Annotated in this window: 13 protein-coding genes; 7 read left to right on the top strand and 6 right to left on the bottom strand. The window is 68.6% G+C overall.

Annotation, left to right across the window (positions count from 1 at the left end; genetic code table 11):
• The first annotated feature begins 16 nt into the window (after positions 1-16).
• The 4 genes from GQ56_RS0109500 (at position 17) to GQ56_RS0109490 (ending at position 3,122) form a co-directional block, all read left to right on the top strand.
• A complete protein-coding gene (locus tag GQ56_RS0109500) occupies positions 17-1,519 on the top strand; it encodes a cobyric acid synthase (RefSeq protein WP_031398435.1) in 1,503 nt (500 codons plus the stop codon).
• A gap of 82 nt (positions 1,520-1,601) precedes the next feature.
• Complete coding sequence (locus GQ56_RS46015; RefSeq protein ID WP_162836098.1) at positions 1,602-1,742, top strand: hypothetical protein; 141 nt, start codon at positions 1,602-1,604, stop codon at positions 1,740-1,742.
• 151 nt (positions 1,743-1,893) lie between these two features.
• Entirely contained in the window at positions 1,894-2,307 is a 414-nt protein-coding gene (locus GQ56_RS0109495) for a DoxX family protein (RefSeq protein WP_031398434.1), read from the top strand.
• 146 nt (positions 2,308-2,453) lie between these two features.
• Complete coding sequence (locus GQ56_RS0109490) at positions 2,454-3,122, top strand: ParA family protein (RefSeq protein ID WP_031398433.1); 669 nt, start codon at positions 2,454-2,456, stop codon at positions 3,120-3,122.
• Between the two features lie 148 nt (positions 3,123-3,270).
• On the opposite strand, the gene panD is transcribed toward GQ56_RS0109490, so the two are convergent.
• The 4 genes from panD to GQ56_RS0109470 form a co-directional block, all read right to left on the bottom strand.
• A complete protein-coding gene (panD, locus tag GQ56_RS0109485; RefSeq protein ID WP_031398432.1) occupies positions 3,271-3,657 on the bottom strand; it encodes an aspartate 1-decarboxylase in 387 nt (128 codons plus the stop codon).
• Positions 3,658-3,701: 44 nt separating this feature from the next.
• A complete protein-coding gene (gene panC / locus GQ56_RS0109480) occupies positions 3,702-4,541 on the bottom strand; it encodes a pantoate--beta-alanine ligase (protein WP_031398431.1) in 840 nt (279 codons plus the stop codon).
• Positions 4,542-4,801: 260 nt separating this feature from the next.
• Positions 4,802-5,674, bottom strand: coding sequence for a segregation and condensation protein A (locus GQ56_RS0109475; protein WP_031398430.1), 873 nt, complete (start codon positions 5,672-5,674; stop codon positions 4,802-4,804).
• 4 nt (positions 5,675-5,678) lie between these two features.
• Entirely contained in the window at positions 5,679-5,867 is a 189-nt protein-coding gene (locus GQ56_RS0109470; RefSeq protein ID WP_006478107.1) for a DUF3460 family protein, read from the bottom strand.
• Between the two features lie 265 nt (positions 5,868-6,132).
• Between GQ56_RS0109470 and GQ56_RS0109460 the strand changes: the two genes are divergently transcribed.
• Together GQ56_RS0109460 and GQ56_RS0109455 are read left to right on the top strand one after the other, a co-directional pair.
• Entirely contained in the window at positions 6,133-7,947 is a 1,815-nt protein-coding gene (locus GQ56_RS0109460) for an autotransporter assembly complex protein TamA (protein ID WP_031398429.1), read from the top strand.
• Between the two features lie 28 nt (positions 7,948-7,975).
• Positions 7,976-12,019, top strand: a complete 4,044-nt coding sequence (locus tag GQ56_RS0109455) for a translocation/assembly module TamB domain-containing protein (protein WP_031398428.1) — start codon at positions 7,976-7,978, stop codon at positions 12,017-12,019.
• A gap of 93 nt (positions 12,020-12,112) precedes the next feature.
• Here GQ56_RS0109455 and metG read toward each other — a convergent pair whose 3' ends face one another.
• Positions 12,113-14,266, bottom strand: a complete 2,154-nt coding sequence (metG, locus tag GQ56_RS0109450; protein ID WP_031398427.1) for a methionine--tRNA ligase — start codon at positions 14,264-14,266, stop codon at positions 12,113-12,115.
• 376 nt (positions 14,267-14,642) lie between these two features.
• Positions 14,643-15,284 (bottom strand): OmpA family protein, encoded by a 642-nt coding sequence (locus GQ56_RS0109445; protein ID WP_031398426.1) that lies wholly within the window; start codon positions 15,282-15,284, stop codon positions 14,643-14,645.
• A 347-nt stretch (positions 15,285-15,631) separates the two neighbouring features.
• Between GQ56_RS0109445 and apbC the strand changes: the two genes are divergently transcribed.
• The gene (apbC, locus tag GQ56_RS0109440; protein ID WP_031398425.1) at positions 15,632-16,723 is read left to right on the top strand and encodes an iron-sulfur cluster carrier protein ApbC; all 1,092 of its coding nucleotides are present in this window, start codon (positions 15,632-15,634) and stop codon (positions 16,721-16,723) included.
• The last annotated feature ends 132 nt before the right edge of the window (positions 16,724-16,855 follow it).

Genomic DNA, 16,855 nt, shown 5'->3' with positions numbered 1-16,855 from the left:
CGACCACCTTGACACGATGAATGCACCCGAGCCGCGGCCGCGCGGCACGCTGATGATCCAGGGCACGACGTCCGACGCCGGCAAGAGCACGCTCGTCGCGGGCCTGTGCCGGCTGGCGCGCCGCGCGGGCGTGCGCGTTGCGCCGTTCAAGCCGCAGAACATGGCGCTCAACAGCGCGGTGACGGCCGACGGCGGCGAGATCGGCCGCGCGCAGGCGCTCCAGGCCCTCGCCGCGGGCGTTGCGCCGCATACGGATTTCAACCCCGTGCTGCTGAAGCCGACGAGCGACCGCGGCGCGCAGGTGATCATTCACGGCAAGGCGCGCATGAACCTCGACGCGCGGGCGTATCACGACTACAAGCCGGTCGCGTTCGACGCGGTGCTCGAATCGTATGCGCGGCTGCGCGCCGGCTACGACGCAGTGATCGTCGAGGGCGCGGGCAGCCCGGCCGAGATCAACCTGCGGGAAGGCGACATCGCGAACATGGGGTTCGCCGAACGCGTCGACTGCCCGGTCGTGCTCGTCGCCGACATCGACCGCGGCGGCGTGTTCGCGCACCTGGTCGGCACGCTCGCGTGCCTGTCGGACAGCGAGCGCGCGCGCGTGCGCGGCTTCGTGATCAACCGCTTCCGCGGCGATATCGGACTGCTCGAACCGGGCCTCGACTGGCTGCGCGCGCAGACCGGCAAGCCTGTGTTCGGCGTGCTGCCGTACCTGCACGGGCTGCTGCTCGACGCCGAGGACATGCTGCCCGCCCAGGCGCGCAGTGCCGCCGCACGCGGCGAGACAGGCGTGCTGCGCGTCGTCGTGCCCGCGCTGCCGCGCATCAGCAACCACACGGATTTCGATCCGCTGCGCGCGCATCCGCAGGTCGAATTCACGTACTGGAAGAGCGGCCCCGTGCCGGATGCCGACCTGCTGATCCTGCCCGGCTCGAAAAGCGTGCAGCGCGATCTCGCGTGGCTGCGCGACGCGGGCTGGGACGCGCTGGTCCGCCGCCACCTGCGCTACGGCGGCAAGGTGATCGGCATCTGCGGCGGGATGCAGATGCTCGGCCGCACGCTCGACGATCCGCTCGGCCTGGAGGGCGCGCCCGGCAGCATGCCGGGGCTCGGGCTGCTCGATTTTGACACGACGCTGCAGCCCGACAAGACGCTCCGGAACGTGACGGGGCAACTCGCGCTGCCGGGCGGGGCCGCCGTGCGCGGCTACGAGATCCACATGGGCGACACGCGCGGGCCGGCGCTCGCGTCGCCTGCGCTGGCGCTGGCCGCCGACGCCGCGCAGGACGCTGCGCGTCCGGACGGCGCGGTTTCCGCCGACGGCCAGATTCTCGCGACCTATCTGCACGGGCTGTTCGACGCGCCGGACGCGTGCGCGGCGCTGCTCGCATGGGCCGGACTCGACGGCGCGGAACGCATCGACTATCCGGCGCTGCGCGAGGCGTCGCTCGAGCGGCTCGCGGAGACGTTCGCGGCGCATCTCGACCTCGACGCGCTGTACGCCGAGTTTCGTTGAGCCGGCGCCGGGCCGCGCTCGCTTTTTCCGTCCGATCGCGTACAACAGAGGAGGGCGGAGGTCCGCCTGGAGGAGTGCGACGATGAAGGCTCGATGGTGGTGGAGCGTGCTGCTCGCGGCGCTGCTGGGCGTGTCGGCGGTTGCGCACGCCTGCGACGCGTCCGGATCGGGCGGCGGCCAGCCCGGTTCAGGTGACGCCACGCAAGGCAAGAGCGGTTACTGACGCGGGCAGGAGGGGCATGATCGGTCATGCCCTTTTTTTCGATCGAATTGATTCCAGGTGGGAACGAGTTAAAGCGAATTTGCGTGTTTATCGGTCAAACGGATTCGAATAGAGTGCGATTCATTCTCATCCACTCACGAAGGAACCCGTCATGACCTCCCATCGCCTGAACGATTTCGCCGCGACGCTGCTGCGCGTCGCGCTCGGCGTGCTGTACCTCGCACACGTCGCACAGAAGGTGTTCGTCTTCACGTTGCCCGGCACCGCGCAGTTCTTCGCGTCGATCGGCCTGCCGGGCTGGCTCGCGTACCTGACCACGTTCGTCGAACTGGCCGGCGGCCTGGCGCTGCTCGCGGGCTTCCGCGTGCGCGTCGCGGCGCTCGTGTTGCTGCCGTTCATGCTCGGCGCGACCGCCGCGCATCTGCCGAACGGCTGGAGCTTCGCGTCGCCGAACGGCGGCTGGGAATATCCGGCGTTCTGGGCCGTCACGCTGGCCGTGCAGGCGCTGCTGGGCGGCGGCGCGTTCGCGATCGGCGCGCGGGAGGCCGTGGGTCGGCCCGCATAACGGCGGGCCGGGGCGAGCCGGCGGCGAGCCGTTCGGCCAACCCGTTCCGGTGACGCCCCGTTTGCCGATATCATCGCTCCCTGTATCCGCAATCGAGCGGCGCCGGCCATGCGGCGGGCGCCGCGTGGCTTTTTCGGGGGGAATTCATGACGGTGATCGTGGTGGCGAATCCGAAGGGCGGCGTGGGGAAGAGTACGCTGTCCACCAATCTTGCCGGCTATTTCGCGGCGCAGGGCGCATGGGTCGCGCTCGCCGATCTGGACCGGCAGCAGTCGGCGCATGCGTGGCTCGACCTGCGGCCGTCCGGCCTGCCGGCGATCGAGGCGTGGGCGCTCGATCCGGATGCGCCGTCGAAGCCGCCGCGCGGCCTCGAATATGCGGTGATCGATACGCCGGCCGGCCTGCACGGCAACCGGCTCAACGTCGCGCTGCAACTGGCCGACAAGGTGATCGTGCCGCTGCAGCCGTCGATGTTCGATATCCTGGCCACGCAGCAGTTCCTGGAGCGTCTCGCCGGCGAGAAGGCCGTGCGCAAGGGCAATATCGAGGTCGGGATCGTCGGGATGCGGGTCGATGCGCGCACGCGCTCGTCCGACCAGCTTCACCGGTTCGTCGAAGGGCTCGGCCTGCCGGTGCTCGGCTATGTGCGCGACACGCAGAACTACGTGCAGATCGCCGCGCATGGCCTCACGTTGTGGGACGTCGCGAAGAGCCGCGTCGAGAAGGATCTCGAACAGTGGCGGCCGATCGTCGAATGGGCCGAACGCCGCGAGCCGAAGGCGGAGAAGCCGGAGAAGGCCGCCAAGGGGGCCTGATCGCATCGCACCCGGGCGGGCCGCGCCCGATGAAACGAGAAAGGGCCTGATCCCGTGCGATACGGAATCAGGCCCTTTTACCGTGAACGCCGCAGCCGCGTCACGCGCCGCGCGCCACGGCGCGCGGGCGGCCGGCCACGCGGGCGGATTACGTCCAGTTCTGCGTCGGCACGTGATCGCGATGGCCCTTGATCTTGTTGCCGTCGTCGATGAACACGAGCTTCGGCTTCCAGCCGGCCTGCAGTTCGGCTTCGTCGACCATCGCGAATGCCGCGATGATCACGAGGTCGCCGAGCTGCGCGCGACGCGCGGCCGAGCCGTTCAGCGAGATCATTCCGCTGCCGCGCTCGCCCTTGATCGCGTACGTCGAGAAGCGCTCGCCGTTGTTGATGTTCCAGATGTCGATCCGTTCGTTCTCGACGATGTTCGATGCTTCGAGCAGGTCTTCGTCGATCGCGCACGAGCCTTCGTAGTGCAGCTCGCAGTGCGTGACTGCGGCACGATGGATCTTCGATTTGAGCATGTGGCGCTGCATGATTTCTCCGTGATGCGTCGTGAGAGGCGCGGGCGGGCGGCCCGTCAGATTTCCAGGTTGTCGATGAGGCGCGTCGCGCCGAGTTTCGCGGCCGCGAGCACGACGAGCGGCTCGCCGGCTTCGAGTTCGGCGGCGCTCGGCGCGATCAGGTTCGCGCGGCGGCGGATCGACAGGTAGTCGGGCGCCCAGCCGCGCTCGGCCAGGTGCGTGCGCGCCTGTTGCTCGAGCTTGCCGAGGTCGTGCTCGCCGCCGAGCACGCTTTCGCGCATGCGCTGCAGCGTCTTCGCGAGTTCGGGCGCTTCCTTGCGCTCGTCGGCCGACAGGTAGCGGTTGCGCGACGACAGCGCGAGGCCGTCCTCGTCGCGCACGGTTTCGGCGGCGACGATATCGACCGGCAGCGCGAGCTGCTGGCACATGCGGCGCACGATCATCAGCTGCTGGTAGTCCTTCTTGCCGAACACGGCAACACGCGGCTGCACGCAGGCCATCAGCTTCGAGACGACGGTGCACACGCCGGTGAAGAAGCCGGGCCGGAACTCGCCTTCGAGAATCCCGCCGAGATCGTCCGGCGGCAGCACGCGGTATTCCTGCGGCTCCGGGTACATGTCGCGCTCGGTCGGCGCGAACAGCACGTAGACGTTTTCCTTCTGCAGCTTCTCGATATCGTCCTGCAGCGTGCGCGGGTACTTGTCGAAATCCTCGTTCGGGCCGAATTGCAGCCGGTTGACGAAGATGCTCGCCACGACCGGGTCGCCGTGCTGGCGCGCGAGGCGCATCAGCGACAGATGGCCTTCATGCAGGTTGCCCATCGTCGGCACGAACGCCGTGCGGTTCTGGCCGCGCAACTGGTCGCGCAGTTCATGGATCGAGCTGATGACTTTCATGATCGGGTAGCGGGTTCCTCGCGCATGCGCGCGTTGGCGCCGCAGCAGCGGCGTCGGGGTCGAAGCGGAGAACGCCGGCGCGCGGGCGGCGCATCGGGCGTCGGCGGATTGTAGAGGATTTGGCCGTCAAACGCATCGAAAAAAGAACGATCGTTCATTTTTTGGCGGGGCGTGCCGGCAACGGTCTGCGGGGCCGTGCCGGGTCAGGGCGCAACGACGCATGCATGCGGGTGAACAGGGAAGGCGGGAGAGTGCCGGCCTTACGCGGGCAGGTACGCGAGGCGCACGTAGATCGGCGCGAACGGCTCGGCCTGCGTGATCTCGAGGAGCGATTCGCGGGCGAGTTCGAGCATCGCGATGAAATTCACGACGACGACCGGCACGCCGCGCGACGTATCGAACAGTTCGGCGAACTCCATGAAGCGCGCATTCTGCAGCCGGCGCAGGATCAGGCTCATGTGTTCGCGCACCGACAGCTCCTCGCGGGAGATCTTGTGGTGCTGGACGAGCTTCGCGCGCTTGAGCACGTCGGCCCACGCGGCGCGCAGATCGTCCGAGTTCACGTCGGGAAAGCGCGGCGTGACGCTCTGCTCGATATAGACCTCGGCGCGCAGGAAATCGCGGCCGAGCTGCGGCAACCGGTCGAGCCGCTGCGCGGCGAGCTTCATCTGCTCGTATTCGAGCAGGCGGCGCACGAGTTCCGCGCGCGGATCCTCGGCTTCCTCGCCGGTATCGGCCTTCTTGACCGGCAGCAGCATGCGCGACTTGATCTCGATCAGCATCGCGGCCATCAGCAGGTACTCGGCCGCCAGCTCGAGGTTCGACGTGCGGATCTGGTCGACGTAGCCCAGATATTGCGCGGTGACCTGCGCCATCGGGATGTCGAGCACGTTGAAGTTCTGCTTGCGGATCAGGTAGAGCAGCAGGTCGAGCGGGCCTTCGAACGTTTCGAGGAACACCTCGAGCGCATCGGGCGGGATGTAGAGATCCTGCGGCAGCTTGAAGAGCGGCTCGCCGTACAGGCGAGCAAACGCCGCGACACCGTCGACCGTGTCGGGCGTCGAATCGGCGCCCGCGGGCGCGGCGATCGCGTCGTCCTGCCGGGCGGCGCTGGCCTCGTCGGCGGCGCTCACGTCGTCAGAAGTTCTGGTAGTAGACGTACGAGGTTTGCTTCACGCGCGATTCCTGCTGCTCGGCGCGCTCCTCGAGGTCGATAGGCTGCTTGTCCCACAGCAGCGAGCGGCCCTTGCGCTGCTCTTCCTCGAGCGTCGGCTTCTGTTGCTTGAGCTGGTTCAGGAACTGCGTGACGTCGGACTGGTACGGCATGGCTGGAGTTTCCGTTTCGGGCGGCGCACGATGCGCCGGATTCACGATGGCGGGATTTTACCGCATCGCGGGAACAGCCGGCGTCAATCGCGCGTCGAACCCGCGAGCTGCCGCGCGGCAGGCAGCCCGGGCGCCTGCCGGCAGGCATCGCGCCGCGCCCGCACGCCCGCGAGGCAGCTTACAAACATTAAGCTTTGACGCTTGCGCCCTGTGGTCAAATACGGGGTTTTCCACCAAAACGCGATAACCGAGGGCGAGGTCATATTTGGCGGGGCAGTCGAACCAGCAAGCACACATGGCAACCGGCGCGGGCTCGCGCGCGGCACGCAATCGTGCCGGCGCCGCGCCCCGCATCGCACGGGCGGCCCTCGCGGGCTGCCTCGCGGCATTCTTCGCACTGCCGGCCCACGCGAAGTACGACGTCGACATCGACGCGCCGCGCTCGGTCCGCAAGCTGCTCAAGTCGCATCTCGACATCGCGCGCTTCGCGAAGCGTGACGACATCAACGACGACCAGTTCGACTTCCTCGTCACCGCCACGCCGCAGCAGGTGCGCGACCTGACCGCGACGGCCGGCTATTTCTCGCCGGTCGTGCGCACCGACGTCCGCACGCACGACGGCAAGCGCGACGTGCGCATCGCGGTCGATCCGGGCAAGCAGACCGTCGTGTCGACGGTCGACCTGACGTTCAACGGGCCCATCGACACCGAGGACCCGAAGCAGGAAGCCGCGACCCGGTTCGCGTTCTCGCTGAAGCCGGGCGACCCGTTCACGCAGTCCGACTGGGACGGCGCGAAGGGCGCCGCGCTCAAGCAACTGCAGTCGCGCCGCTATCTCGGCGCGAAGATCGTGTCGTCCGAGGCGCGCATCGACCCGCGCACGCAGCGTGCGACGCTCGCGGTCACGTTCGACAGCGGCCCGACGTTCACGATCGGCAAGGTCGATGTCGACGGCGTGCGGCGCTATCCGGAAAAGATCGTCACGAACGTCAATCCGCTGTCCGAGGGCGAGATCTACGACGTGCAGCGCATCACCGAATTGCAGCGGCAGTTGCAGAACACGCCGTACTACGCGAGCGTCGCGATCGACGTCGGCGACGATGCGACGAAGCCCGAGCGCACGCCGGTGCACGTGAAGGTCAGCGAGTTTCCGTACAACAACATTCGCGGCGGCGTGGGCTATGCCACCGACACGGGCCCGCACGTGCAGGGCTCCTACACGTATCTCGACACGTTCGGCGCCGCGTGGCCGCTGACCGTGTCGGGCCGGCTCGACCAGATCCAGCAGTACGGCCAGGTCCAGCTGTCGATGCCGCCGGGCGAGAAGGGCTGGACCAACAGCGTGCTTGCGTCCTACACCAACACCAACGTGTCGGATACGCGCATCTACAGCGGGCGGGTCGGCGCGCAGCGCACACGCACGGGCCAGTTCATCGACTATTCGTACTCGCTGATGTTCTACCAGGACCGGCTCGACCAGAACGGCGCGGGGCCGACCACGAGCCGCGCCCTCGTGCCGCAATGGGCCTGGACGCGCCGCAACGTCGACGATCAGCTGTTCCCGCGCTCGGGCAACCTGATCCACGCGGAGGCCGGCTTCGCGATCAAGGGCGTGCTGACCGACCAGACCTTCGTCCGCGGCTATGCGCGCGGCCAGCAGTACCTGCCGATCGGCAAGCGCGACCTGTTCGTGTTCCGCGCGGAGCTCGGCGGCGTGTTCACGGGCGGCAGCTCGGCCGGCGTGCCGGCATCGCTGCTGTTCCGCGCGGGCGGCTCGAACTCGGTGCGCGGCTACGGCTACCAGAGCATCGGCAACAGCGTCGACGGCTCGGTGCTGCCGACCAAATACCTGATGACGGGCACCGCCGAATACCAGCACTGGTTCAACCGCGACTGGGGCGCCGCGACGTTCTTCGACATCGGCACTGCCACCGATGCGTGGGGCGAGCGCGTGTTCTACCCCGGTGTCGGCGTCGGCGCGCGCTGGCGCAGCCCCGTCGGCCCGATCAACGTCGACGTCGCGTACGGGATGCGCAACCATAGCGTGCGCCCGTACCTGACGCTCGGCATTGCTTTCTGAACGAACCGCATCATCGACGACGAACCGCATGACGAAGGACCCGAACGACACGCCGCCGCCTCACGATCCGGACGCACCCGACGGCGCGCCCGACGCGCCGCCGCGCGTGCCGCGCCGCGGGCTCGCCGCACGCGTCGGGCGCGCCGCCGCATGGACGCTCGCGACGGTCGTGCTGCTCGTGGTGCTGGCGCTCGGGCTCGTGCTGGCCGCGGTGACGACCGAATCCGGCACGCGGCTCGCATGGCAGGCGGCCGAGCGCGTGCTCGGCGCGCGGCTCGCGGGCACGCTCGAAGGCGGTTCGCTCGCGACCGGCGTGCGGTTGCGCGGGTTCGCGTGGACCAGCCCCGACGGCACCGGCACCGAAGTCCGCATCGACCGGCTCGACGGCCGCTGGGCGCTGACCCGCGCGCCGTGGCGGCTGTCCATCGCCCATCTGCGCGCCGGCACGGTCGACGTGCGGATCGCACCGGGGCCGTCGACGCCGGGTACGCCGCCGCAGGACCTGAGCCTGCCGCTGCAGTTGCGGATCGACGACCTGCGCGTCGACCGTCTCGCGATCCACGACGGCGGCTCGACGACGCAGCTCGACCACATCGCGCTGAACGGCCGCAGCGACGGCCGTCATCATGAACTCGTGCTCGACGGCGTCGATACGCCGTTCGGCGCGCTGACGGCGCGCGCGCAGCTCGACGGCGTGAAGCCGTTCGCGCTGACGGGCGAAGCCACCTACGCAGGGAAGCTGTCCGACGAGCCGGTCGACGCCCGGGCCCGCGTGTCGGGCTCCCTCGAGGCGCTGGTCGCCGAAATCGACGCGAGCGGGATGAAGCTGAACGGGCGCGCGCATGTCGAGGCCGCGCCGTTCGGCCCGGTGCCGCTCACGCGCGCGTCGCTCGCGTTCGATCACGTGAATCCGCAGGCGCTCGCGCCCGGCGCGCCGGCCGCCGATCTCGCGGTGCGCGCGGATCTCGCGCCCGTGACCGCGCCGGCCGGCACGGCGCACGCGCAGGCGTTCGCGGTGACGGGCCCGGTGTCGATCGTCAACGCGAAGCCGGGCATCCTCGGCGACCACCTGCTGCCGGTGATCGATGCGCATGCGAACGTGCATCTCGATGCACACACGCAGCGGATCGACGGGCTTGCGCTGAAACTGATCCGCGACGGCAGCGTGGCGGGCAGCGGTACGCTGACGGGCGGCAAGGGCCGCTTCGACCTGAAGGTCGCGAACCTCGACCTGAACGCGTTCGTCGCCGAACTGCGGCCGATGCGCCTCGGCGGCCCGCTCGGCGTGACGCTCGCGGGCGACGTGACGACCGTCGATTTCGACCTGAACGATCCGAAGCTCGCGCTCGGCGCGCGCGCGAAGGTCGCGCTGGCCGCGCAGCAAACCGTGCTGACCGATGCGCGCGTGACGGCCGGCAAGGGCCGTATCGATCTGACCGGCGTGTTCCGTCACGATGCGCATTCGAGCTACGACGCGAAAGCGACGCTGACGGCGTTCGATCCGCTCCTGCTCGCCGCGCTGCAGGCGCCGAAGGCCGGCGGCAAGGCGTCGGCCAAGGCCGCCCCGGCCACGCGCGGCGACACGCGCGTGTCGGGCACGCTGACGGCATCGGGCGCGTTCGCGCCGCAGGTGTCGACGAAGGCGACCTTCAAGCTCGGCGACAGCCTGTACGACGGCGTGCCGCTGACCGGCGCCGGCGTCGTGCAGCTTGCCGGCTCGCGAATCCTGCCGAGCAACGCGAACCTGTCGATCGCGGGCAACCAGGTCGACCTGCGCGGCAGCTTCGGCGCGCCCGGCGACCGGCTGCGCTTCGTCATCGACGCGCCCCGGCTCGACCGGCTCGGCTTCGGCGTGGAAGGGCTCGTGCAGGCGCAGGGCGACCTGACCGGCAGCTTCGCGCACCCGAACGTCACGGCCGACTACAAGGCCGAGGGCGTCGTCGTCGGCTCGAACCGGATCGGCGCCGCGCATGGCCGCGCGGACATCCGCGACGGCGCGCATGGCGCCCTCGTATTTACGGCCGACGCATCCGACCTCGCGCTGGGTTCGCTGAAGCTCAAATCGCTGCGCGCGAATCTCGACGGTACGCGCGCGAAGCACACCCTCGACGCGTCGGCGCTCGGGACGGCCGGCGGCCGCGTGATCGACGTGACGCTCGCGGCGAACGGCGGCGTGACCGAGGGCCGCGACGGGATGCGCTGGGACGGCACCGTTACGCGTCTGGCGAACCGCGGCACGCCGGCCATTGCGCTGCAGGCGCCGTTGACCGTGTCGGCCGGCGCCGATCGCGTGACGCTCGGTGCGACGCGGCTCACGCTCGAGGGCGCCGCGATCGACCTGAAATCGTTCGTCTTCGATCGTGGCCAACTGCGCTCGTCGGGCTCGGTGAGCGGCGCGTCGGTTGCGCGTCTGCTCGAAGTCCGCCAGGAACTGACGGGCCAGCGCTCGCCGGTTCGGACCGACGTCGTACTCGACGCCGACTGGGATTTCTCGCTCGGCGCGAACTCGACGGGCTACGTGCAGGTGAAGCGCCGCGGCGGCGACGTGACGATCGAGAGCGGGCGCGGCATCGCGTCGCTCGGGCTGACCGACCTGTCGGCGCGCGCGAGCTTCGCGCCCGGCAACCGGCTCAACGTGACGGCGCAGGCGAAGGCGAACCGGATCGGTACGCTCGATGCGAGCGTCGCGGTGCCGTTCGCGCTGCGCGACGGCGTGTTCGGCGTCGTCGACGACGGCCCGCTGTCGGGCCGCGTCGACGCCGACATCCCTGCGCTGAAGACGACCGGCAACCTGTTCGGACCGAGCTACCTGCTCGGCGGACGCGCGGCGCTGAAGCTGACGGTCGCCGGCACGCCGGCGAAGCCGAACCTGTCGGGAATGCTGACGGGCGACGACCTGTCCGCGACGCTCATCGACCAGGGCGTGCAGCTGAAGGACGGCATCGTGCGCGTGAAGCTGTCGGACAACCTCGTCGAATTCCAGCAGGTCGAGTTTCACGGCGGCGACGGCACGCTGCGCGCGCTCGGCCGCGTGCGTCTCGACGGCGCGGCGTCGGACCTGACCGCGAGCATCGTCGCGGACAAGCTCGAAGTGTTCGCGGCGCCCGACCGCAAGCTGTCGCTGTCGGGCAAGGCGACGGTCGCGAACGACGGGCCGCGCGGCGCGCTGTCGATCGACGGCAAGTTCGTCGTCGATCGCGCGCTGTTCGATCTGCCGGAGGAGTCGGCGCCGCACCTGTCCGACGACGTCGTGATCGTGCAGCCGGACGGCACGGTGCGCGGCGAGACGCCCACCGGCACCGCGGTCGCGAAGCCGCAGCCGGCCGCGAACAAGCCGGCGCCGTCGCTCGCGCCGCGCGCGAACATCGACATCGATCTCGGCAACAACTTCCGCTTCAAGGGCCACGGCGCGGATCTCGGGCTGCGCGGCACGATCACCGTGATGAGCGCGCCAGGCTTGCCGCTGCGCGCGGTCGGCAACGTTCGCGTGACCGAAGGGTCGACGTACACGTCGTTCGGCCGCAAGCTGGCGATCGAGAACGGTTTCTTCACGTTCAACGGGCCGGTGTCGAACCCGGGCGTCAACATCCTCGCGATGCGGCGTAACCAGGAGGTCGAGGCCGGCGTGCAGGTGACGGGCACGATCCAGTCGCTGACGGTCAAGCTCGTGTCGGAACCGAATGTCACGGACAACGAAAAGCTGTCGTGGCTGCTGTTCGGGCACGGCACCGACCAAGGCAACAACGTCGGCCAGCAGGGTGCGATGACGGCGGCCCTCGGGTTGCTCGGCAGCGTGACCGGCAAGCGCGTTGCGCAAACCTTCGGTCTCGACGAGGTGTCGATCGGCCGCAGCGAAGTCGGCCTGACCGATCCGCAGGTGGTGCTGGTGTCGAAGGCGATCAACGAGCGCTTCGTGCTCGGTTTCGAGCAGGGCCTGCAATCGGCGAGCAACGCGTTCAAGGCGACGATCAACCTGACGCGCTTCTGGTCGGTGTCCGCGTACGGCGGCACGTTCCAGGGCGTCGACCTGAACTACACGCGGCGCTTCGACCGCTGGTTCGGGCAACGGTGAAGGCCGGCGCCGGGCAGGCGCCGCACATGTGAAAAGCCCCGCACGACAACAGGCGTGCGGGGCTTTTTTTCGTGCGGGCGGCGGGGCGCCGGCTTACTTCACGCGCATGCCCGGCTTCGCGCCGCTGTGCGGCTCGAGGATGTAGAGGCCCGGCTCGGCCTTTTCATCGGTGGCCGACGCGGCGAGCACCATCCCTTCCGACAGGCCGAACTTCATCTTGCGCGGCGCGAGGTTCGCGACCATCACCGTCAGCTTGCCGACGAGCTGCTCGGGCTGGTACGCGGACTTGATGCCGGAGAACACGTTGCGGGTCTTTTCCTCGCCGACGTCGAGCGTGAGCTGCAGCAGCTTGTCCGAGCCTTCGACGGCCTGGCACGCGACGATTTTCGCGATGCGCAGGTCGATCTTCGCGAAATCGTCGATCGAGATCGGCGCATCGTCGGCGCCGTTCACGGCGGCCGGCTTTGCGTTCGCCTTGGCGTTTTTCGCATCCTTCGCGGCGTTTGCGCCGGCGGCGGCCGCACTGGCCGCATCCGCCTGCAACGAATCGCGGTTCGCCGCGAGCAGCGCTTCGATCTGCTTCGCATCGACGCGCGTCATCAGGTGCTGGTACGCCTTGATCGGCTGTTCCGACGACAGCGGTTTCGTCGCATCGGCCCACGCGAGCGGCGCGATCCCGAAGAACGCCTCGACGGCCTCGGCCACGCGCGGCATCACCGGCTTCAGCGCGAGCGACAGCAGGCGGAACGACTCGAGGCTCACGCTGCAGGTTTCGTGCAGCGCGACCGCGTTGGCCGGATCCTTCGCGAGATCCCACGGTTTCGCGCCGTCGACGTACGCGTTCACTTCGTCCGCGAGTTCCATCGTGTGGCGCAGCGCACGGCCGTATTCACGTGCCTCGTAGTGCGCGGCGATCTGCGGAATCGCATCGCGCAGCTTCGCGACGAGCGGATGGTTCATCGCGCTGTCCTGCACGCGGCCGTCGAAGCGCTTGATCAGGAAGCCCGCCGCGCGGCTCGCGATGTTCACGTACTTGCCGACGAGGTCGCTGTTCACGCGCGCCTGGAAGTCGTCGAGGTTCAGGTCGATGTCTTCCATCGTCGCGTTCAGCTTCGCGGCGAAGTAGTAGCGCAGCCATTCGGGGTTCAGGCCCGTGTCGATGTAGCTCTGCGCGGTGATGAAGGTGCCGCGCGACTTCGACATCTTCGCGCCGTCGACCGTCAGGAAGCCGTGCGCGAACACGTTGGTCGGCGTGCGGTGGCCCGAGAACTCGAGCATCGCGGGCCAGAACAGCGTGTGGAAGTACAGGATGTCCTTGCCGATGAAGTGGTACTGCTCGGCCTTCGAGCCCGGGCGGATCCACGCGTCGAAGTCGATCCCGCTGCGGTCGCACAGGTTCTTGAAGCTCGCGTAGTAGCCGACCGGCGCGTCGAGCCACACGTAGAAATACTTGCCGGGCGCGCCCGGGATCTCGAAGCCGAAGTACGGCGCGTCACGCGAGATGTCCCAGTCGGCGAGCTTGGCTTCGCCGGCGTCGCCGAGCCATTCGCGCATCTTGTTGGTCGCTTCGGGCTGTGCGAGGCCGCTCACCCAGTTGCGCAGGAACGTCTCGCAGCGCGGGTCGGACAGGCGGAAGAAGTAGTGCTTCGACGTCTTGCGCACGGGCGTGGCGCCCGACACGACCGAATACGGGTTCAGCAGCTCGGTCGGCAGGTAGGTCGAGCCGCACACTTCGCAGTTGTCGCCGTACTGGTCCTTCGCGTGGCACTTCGGGCATTCGCCCTTGATGAAGCGGTCCGGCAGGAACATTTCCTTGACCGGGTCGTAGGCCTGCTCGATCTCGCGTTCGGCGATCAGGCCGGCATCCTGCAGCGCGAGGTAGATCTTCTCGCTCAGCACGCGGTTCTCGTCCGAGTCGGTCGAGTAGAAGTTGTCGAACGACACGCCGAAGCTGTCGAAGTCGCGCTTGTGTTCGGTCCACACGCGGTCGATCAGCTGCTTCGGGGTCAGGCCTTCCTTCTCCGCGCGCAGCATGACCGGCGTGCCGTGCGTATCGTCGGCGCCGATGTAGTAGACCTCGTTGCCGTGCATTCGCAGCGTCCGCACCCAGATGTCGGTCTGGATGTACTCGACCAGGTGGCCGATGTGGATCTGCCCGTTGGCATAGGGCAGTGCGGACGTAACGAGGATCTGGCGGCCGCCTTGCGGCGCCGCAGCCTGCACGGAAGTGAGGTCGGATGCGGACATAGGGTCTGTAGAGGAACGGCGGAAAAACGACGGGAAACTGCGATTCTAGCAGGGGCGCGCGCCAGCGACGCGGGCGGGCGCCGCGGACCGGGCGCCGGAAGGGGCGGGGCCGCGCAGGCGGCGTACCCGATGGCGTCGTGCTGCGATGCAGCATGAATTCCGCGGGCGAAAAAAAACCGGGGCGGATACGGCCCCGGAGCAACAACGACAAGAGGAGAATGGTGACGCGCCGGCAACACCAGCCGCGTACCGTAAATACTGACCACGGCGAGCGGCAGAAGTTCGAAATATTTTTCGCGCGGCGTGCGGCTTGGCTGGAAGCCTTGCCCGGCGGGCTGCGCGGGCAGCCCGCCCGCGCCTTCCCCTCGTCGGGTGCTTACTGCTGCGCGGCGCGCAGGTAGATTTCGACGCGGCGGTTCTGCGCGCGGCCGGCTTCCGTCGCGTTGTCCGCGATCGGGTTCGACGCACCCATGCCTTGCGCCGACAGGCGGCCGGCGTTGACGCCGCGCTGCGCGAGCGCGTTCACGACGCTTTGCGCGCGGTTCTGCGACAGCGTCTGGTTCAGCTGCGCCGAGCCCGTGCTGTCGGTGTAGCCGACGATCGATGCCGTCACTTGCGGGTTCTGGGTCAGCGTCGAGGCCAGATCGTTCAGCAGCGGCGTGAACGCCGGCGTGATCGCGTACTGGTTCGTCGCGAACGTCACCGCGCTCGGCACGTTCAGCTTCAGCGAGCCGTCCGGCTGCTCGGTCACCTGCGTGCCCGTCTGCGCCGCCGACGGTGCGAGCTTGTTCTTGATGGCCTGCCAGTTGTAACCCGTCACGCCGCCAACCAGTGCGCCGACGCCTGCGCCGATCGCCGCGCCCTTGCCGCCGCCAGCCAGTGCGCCGATGCCTGCGCCCAGCGCCGCACCCGTGCCGGTGCCGACGGCGGTGTTGGTGCCTTGCTGCGTTGCGCAGCCGGCCAGCAGTGCGCCGGCCAGGGCGAAGACGGACAGGCGAGTCGCGATTTTCATGTTCATCTTGGATTCCTCTCTTGGTTGAACGAGTCGATAACGACGACAACAGTTACGGCTCCCCGCACGGGCCGCCCGACAACGCGGGCAGGCCTGCGCACGCGGCAGCCGCCGAGGCGGCCGCTTGCCCTGCCCGTCAGCGTGGCTGTTCGGGCAGGGCGACGCGTCAGCCTCTACAATATAGGCGGTTAGTGGCCGATTTGGCCCCATAGCATGCCGCACGCGAAGAGTGCGCCGGGTTGCGCGTCCGCGCAATGGTATGCAACAGATTCTTTCACTTTTCCCGATTTTCGCAGCGTAATTTGATATTTTTTTACGATCGTACGCGAGAAAAACGTTTTCACGGAGTTTCGATGAGCATTGACCGGGCACAAGTCGACGCCGCTTTGGCGGCTGTCGTCGACCCCAATACCGGCCGTCCGTACGCGGCGAACAAGGGCGTGCGCAACGTCGCGCTCGACGGCGACGTCGTGGCGCTCGACGTGGTGCTCGGTTATCCGGCGCGCAGCCAGCACGACGACGTGCGCGCGCGCATCGCGGCGGCGCTGCGGGCCGTGCCCGGCGTGCGCGATGCGCGCATCGCCGTGTCGCAGGAGATCGTCGCGCACACCGTGCAACGCGGCGTGAAATTGCTGCCGAACGTGAAAAACATCGTCGCGGTCGCGTCGGGCAAGGGCGGCGTCGGCAAGAGCACGACGGCGGTGAACCTCGCGCTCGCGCTTGCCGCGGAAGGCGCGTCGGTCGGCATCCTCGACGCGGACATCTACGGCCCGTCGCTGCCGACGATGCTCGGCATCCACGGCCAGCGCCCCGAGTCGCCGGACAACCAGTCGATGAATCCGCTCGTCGGCCACGGGCTGCAGGCGAACTCGATCGGCTTCCTGATCGAGGAAGACAACCCGATGGTGTGGCGCGGCCCGATGGCGACCTCCGCGCTTGAACAGCTGCTGCGCCAGACCAACTGGCGCGAGCTCGACTACCTGATCGTCGACATGCCGCCCGGCACGGGCGACATCCAGCTCACGCTCGCGCAGCGCGTGCCGGTGACGGGCGCGGTGATCGTGACGACGCCGCAGGACATCGCGCTGCTCGACGCGAAGAAAGGCCTGAAGATGTTCGAGAAGGTCGGGATTCCGATCCTCGGCATCGTGGAGAACATGAGCATCCACGTCTGTTCGAACTGCGGCCACGAGGAGCATATCTTCGGCGCGGGCGGGGCCGAGCGGATGGCGAAGGACTACGACGTGACCGTGCTCGGCAGCCTGCCGCTCGACATCGCGATTCGCGAGCGGGCCGACAGCGGCACACCGACGGTGGTGGCCGATCCCGACGGCGCGCTCGCGCGTCGCTACCGCGATATCGCGCGCGGGGTCGCGCTGGCAATCGCCGAGCGTTCGCGCGACATGACCTCGAAGTTCCCGTCCATCGTTGTTCAAAATACGTAAAACCCTTGCGGGGCGGGACCTTACGCTGTTTACGGCGCCGCGAGGCGCGGTATCATGGCGACTTTTACCGGGTCCCTTTACCCGCCCGGCGCGGCCGTCGTGTCAAACGGCCGCCAGCCGGCATGAGGATCG

Source organism: Burkholderia paludis, assembly GCF_000732615.1.
Classification (GTDB): Bacteria; Pseudomonadota; Gammaproteobacteria; order Burkholderiales; family Burkholderiaceae; genus Burkholderia; species Burkholderia paludis.
Note: the sequence above shows the minus strand (reverse complement) of the source record. Positions and strands in the feature narration are given on the sequence as shown.

Bases quoted from the DNA above. Each gene is read 5' to 3' on its own strand.
- GQ56_RS0109500 (WP_031398435.1), top strand. From the start codon at position 17: ATGAATGCACCCGAGCCGCGGCCGCGCGGCACGCTGATGATCCAGGGC.
- GQ56_RS46015 (WP_162836098.1), top strand. From the start codon at position 1,602: ATGAAGGCTCGATGGTGGTGGAGCGTGCTGCTCGCGGCGCTGCTGGGC.
- GQ56_RS0109495 (WP_031398434.1), top strand. From the start codon at position 1,894: ATGACCTCCCATCGCCTGAACGATTTCGCCGCGACGCTGCTGCGCGTC.
- GQ56_RS0109490 (WP_031398433.1), top strand. From the start codon at position 2,454: ATGACGGTGATCGTGGTGGCGAATCCGAAGGGCGGCGTGGGGAAGAGT.
- panD (WP_031398432.1), bottom strand. From the start codon at position 3,657: ATGCAGCGCCACATGCTCAAATCGAAGATCCATCGTGCCGCAGTCACG.
- panC (WP_031398431.1), bottom strand. From the start codon at position 4,541: ATGAAAGTCATCAGCTCGATCCATGAACTGCGCGACCAGTTGCGCGGC.
- GQ56_RS0109470 (WP_006478107.1), bottom strand. From the start codon at position 5,867: ATGCCGTACCAGTCCGACGTCACGCAGTTCCTGAACCAGCTCAAGCAA.
- GQ56_RS0109455 (WP_031398428.1), top strand. From the start codon at position 7,976: ATGACGAAGGACCCGAACGACACGCCGCCGCCTCACGATCCGGACGCA.
- metG (WP_031398427.1), bottom strand. From the start codon at position 14,266: ATGTCCGCATCCGACCTCACTTCCGTGCAGGCTGCGGCGCCGCAAGGC.
- GQ56_RS0109445 (WP_031398426.1), bottom strand. From the start codon at position 15,284: ATGAACATGAAAATCGCGACTCGCCTGTCCGTCTTCGCCCTGGCCGGC.
- apbC (WP_031398425.1), top strand. From the start codon at position 15,632: ATGAGCATTGACCGGGCACAAGTCGACGCCGCTTTGGCGGCTGTCGTC.